The organism is Anabaenopsis sp. FSS-46 (assembly GCF_029891665.1).
In the GTDB taxonomy this organism is placed as follows: Bacteria; Cyanobacteriota; Cyanobacteriia; order Cyanobacteriales; family Nostocaceae; genus Anabaenopsis; species Anabaenopsis arnoldii.
The window spans coordinates 1-4028 of record NZ_JANQDG010000103.1 but is presented as its reverse complement, the minus strand read 5'-3'; the positions used below and the strand labels follow the sequence as shown (position 1 = coordinate 4028).

General features: G+C 41.3%; 4 protein-coding genes and 1 pseudogene. 4 read left to right on the top strand and 1 reads right to left on the bottom strand.

The window, feature by feature from the left end:
- Positions 1-417: 417 nt before the first annotated feature.
- Positions 418-714, bottom strand: coding sequence for a hypothetical protein (locus tag NWP21_RS12080; RefSeq protein WP_280792899.1), 297 nt, complete (start codon positions 712-714; stop codon positions 418-420).
- Positions 715-1077: 363 nt separating this feature from the next.
- On the opposite strand from NWP21_RS12080, the gene NWP21_RS12075 reads away from it, so the two are divergent.
- The 4 genes and pseudogenes from NWP21_RS12075 to NWP21_RS12060 form a co-directional block, all read left to right on the top strand.
- On the top strand, positions 1078-1875 hold the full coding sequence (locus NWP21_RS12075) for an MlaE family lipid ABC transporter permease subunit (protein WP_280792898.1): 798 nt from the start codon (positions 1078-1080) through the stop codon (positions 1873-1875).
- Positions 1876-1945: 70 nt separating this feature from the next.
- Positions 1946-2362 carry a DUF3119 family protein gene (locus NWP21_RS12070; protein WP_280792897.1) on the top strand — a complete coding sequence of 139 codons (417 nt, stop codon included), beginning with the start codon at positions 1946-1948 and terminating at the stop codon, positions 2360-2362.
- 88 nt (positions 2363-2450) lie between these two features.
- On the top strand, positions 2451-3704 hold the full coding sequence (locus tag NWP21_RS12065; RefSeq protein WP_280792896.1) for a DUF3086 domain-containing protein: 1254 nt from the start codon (positions 2451-2453) through the stop codon (positions 3702-3704).
- A gap of 54 nt (positions 3705-3758) precedes the next feature.
- A pseudogene (locus NWP21_RS12060) lies at positions 3759-4028 on the top strand (IS607 family transposase); the annotation flags it as partial.

Genomic DNA, 4028 nt, shown 5'->3' with positions numbered 1-4028 from the left:
CCAACGCCACGCAGTTCTATAACTTATCCCTACCTTTTTTGCATAATCAGATAGTTTCATTCATTTAATGATCGTACATTCATAATATTATACTACAAATGTACATAAATGACTATAAATTCATTAAATTATTGTAGACCTAATTTACTCTAGTCCAAAAATCAGTAGGCATGGTGTTATCAGCAATATTAATGAAATTTTTAGATTCTTTGTATATCTTTATTTAAAGGTGACGCTACAATGATAATTAATACATAATTTGCGTAATACCATAGTTGGTCGGCTACTGATGATTTAATTTAATTAATTTTTATTAAAACAAGTTAATTATATAAACCTGATAATACTCATGTAGGTCTAGGCTCAGGACATGAAGCCGTTTCTGAGTATGTGAACACAGTAAAGTGCTCTAATTACTTAAGAGTCAATGCGTAATATTTGATAACGGTAGTAAGCATAGCTATCGAATAGCGCCCCAACGAAACTACAAGTCAAACTAATGATCACAAGTCCATCAAGGGGATGACCGCTACCAAAGATAGAAAGAAAATGGATGATCCTCATCGTGCTGGCATCAGTAGCCCCTTGTAAAGCTGGAAAGTAACCGATGACCGGCAAAAGGAATAATACGCCCCCCACCAAGGACATAGGAGCGATAAAACTAAAAAACATAGTCAGCAGTAGGGAGCGGAGGAAGTTGGTGAAAATAGACATATACAGCAGGCTCCGTTGAGAGAGTGAACAATCGCCGAGAACTAAGATGTCATCTTCCAGAATACGTGCGATCGCTCCTTAAAAAGCAATATGTCAAAAATCTTAAGTTTTGATTAAAAAAAATCTTCACCTTTTAAATCAGATAATCTGATCGGGAAAAACTCTAAAATTATCTAAAAAACTTGCCAAACATAGCTTTCAGTCTATATCATTTCGTAATAATGGCATCAAAAATAGATTTAAACAACTTTACTTTATGAGATGACCTTTAAATTAAGTTAATGTTTCACCCAGGGAGTAGGGTTCCCCCAACCAACAGAGATCCGCTATCCTGAATGCAGTTACCGAGTTAGCTAAAAAACATTGAGTGAGACTAAATCCAAATCCAGTTTAGGAGCATGGAGTCAGCGACTGCTGGCGGCGATTTTCCTGGGTGGACAAGTAATAGTTCACCTATTGAGGGGAAAAATTAATTGGCGCAATACTGTAGAGCAAATGGCCACTGTGGGGCCAGACTCCCTATTTATTGCCCTGTTAACGGCTGTATTTGTGGGCGCAGTATTTACGATTCAGGTAGCGAGGGAGTTTATTAATTTTGGCGCTAGTAATCTAGTTGGCGGAGTCCTAGCGGTAGCATTAACAAGAGAATTATCACCAGTACTTACCGCCGTAGTTTTGGCGGGAAGAGTCGGCTCGGCCTTTGCAGCGGAAATTGGGACGATGCGGGTAACCGAGCAAATCGATGCTTTATTCATCTTAAAAACAGACCCCATTGATTACCTTGTTATCCCTCGCCTACTGGCTTGCTGCTTAATGCTGCCGATTTTAACCCTCCTGTCTTTAATCACAGGGATTTTAGGGGGATTAATAATTGCCACAAATATATATGGCATACCCGATACGGTATTTCTAGACTCAGCTCGTAACCTGATCAGCATTGGCGATATCATCAGCGCCTTAATTAAAGCCTGTTGCTTTGGCTTGTTAATCGCCGTCATTGGTTGCAGCTGGGGTTTAACGACCAAGGGAGGAGCAAAAGGCGTGGGACAATCCACCACAACCGCTGTTGTTACTTCCTTACTAATTATATTTATTAGTAACTTTTTTCTCTCATGGTTAATGTTTCAGGGAACCGGGAGTGCATTGCTAGAAGGTTTTTGACACAGGACCGGGATCTGTTCACCAATAACTCGGCAAGTTAATCAAACCCAGAACCCCTAAAATAGGATAGATGTTTACCAACAAAACAGGATGGGAAACTGTGACCAGTTCATTTACAACTGATTCCACCTCAACTGTGGAACTCCAACCTAGTTATAATATCCCCATTGTATTGCTGATTGCTGCCATACCTCTATTGGTAGTGCAAGTTTGGGTAGGGGTGGTAATTGCATTATTGGGCTTATTTCTGTTGTTACAAACCGCAACAATACGTTTACAGTTCACCGCCACAGATTTAGACATCTATCGCGGGGAAAAATTACTGCGGCGCTTTCCCTATCAGGAATGGCAAAACTGGCGGATATTTTGGAATCGAATCCCTATCCTGTTTTATTTTAAGGAAGTCAATAGCATTCACTTTCTACCGATTTTATTTGACCCCAAAAGCCTAAAATCTTGTCTAGAATCACGTTGTCCACGGATATGAGCTATTTTCTAAATCCTGTGAGCCTCAGTGCTCAGTGGTTTTGCATCTAGACTATATTCTTGAAACTTATTTATTTGCATTATTGTTTATGAACCCAGAGGAATCTCAAACTCCAGAACAGATCGATGAGTGGTTGGAACAAATAGAAGCAGAAAACTCACCCCCAGACTCACTGCTGGAAACAGAAGCGCCAACTTCATCTACTGATACACAACCAAATAATGCAAATCTTCTGCCAATCATACCTCATACAGAAGTGGCATTTGCCGCCATTGACTCCACAGACAACTTAACCCTTGAAGATGCAGTACAACAACCAGAAACTCCCCTCGTGGTAGAGCAAAAAGATAATTCACTATCTGCTCAAGCTGAGGATACAGTGGCAGATTTGCAACGCCAAGAAGCATCTCTAAAGGCAGAAATAGCCAATCTACAAGCATCTTACAAAACCCTTCAAGAACAACTTAGTCAAACTCAAATCTCTCTGGGGCGACTTGTACAAGAGTCACTAGCGCAGTTAGAACAACGCAAACAAGCTCTGCAAATTTCTGTAGAACAACTAGAACGCCGCCAAGAACGCATTCGTAATGAAATGCGAACCACTTTTGCGGGAGCATCTCAAGATTTAGCAATTCGGGTGCAAGGCTTTAAGGATTATCTCACCGGTAGTTTACAGGATTTGGCAATGTCAGCAGAACAATTGCAACTGACACCAATCGAACCAGCCAAACCTGTGGTCACAGAGGTGAAAATCACCCAAGAACAGCCACAAACACCCCAATTTGCCCAACAACAGTTTCAAGAGACTACAAATAAAATTCGCCGCTTGATTGACCAGTATCGTAGTAACCCAGATTACTATGGTCCGCCCTGGCAATTACGCCGGACTTTTGAACCGGTTCACGCAGAACGAGTTGCTAACTGGTTCTTTAAACAAGGGGGACGCGGCGCTTTGCGAACTATGGGAAGCCGCTTGCAGAATATTCTCATTGGTTCATCTGTGGCTTCTATATTACACAGTTTATATGGCGATCGCCTCCGTACTCTGGTTTTAGCAAATTCCCCAGAACGTTTAGGTGAATGGCGGCGCGGTTTGCAAGACTGCTTAGGAATTGGTCGCACAGATTTTGGTCCTGACCAGGGTGTAGCTTTGTTTGAAACACCCGATGCTTTGGCTTTGAAGGCTGACCGACTGGTAAAGACTAATCAATTACCTTTAATTATAATTGACGATTCCGAAGAGCAAATCAGTTTAGCAATACTGCAATTTCCTTTATGGTTGGCTTTTGCACCAGACCCTAAAGCCGTGAGAAGTTACTCTGGTGAAAGGGTTAGTCAATAGCTAGTTATTTGCTAACAATAGATTATATATACTCATAACTGCTAATATAGTAGTATGGCTTATGTACCACTACGAGAAGCAGTTAAACAACTGGGATTGCACCCAAACACTTTAAGGAAGTACGCAGACAATGGCAAGATCGAAAGCATCAAAAACGAAGCAGGACAAGGACTTTTTCATGTCGAATCCTACCTCCGTGGTGCAGCTAGAACTTCCATTGTCTGCTACTGCCGAGTTAGTTCAACCAAGCAACGAGACGACCTTGGTAGACAAATCGCCTATATGCAATCACTCTACCCAGATGCCGAAATCATCAAAGATATC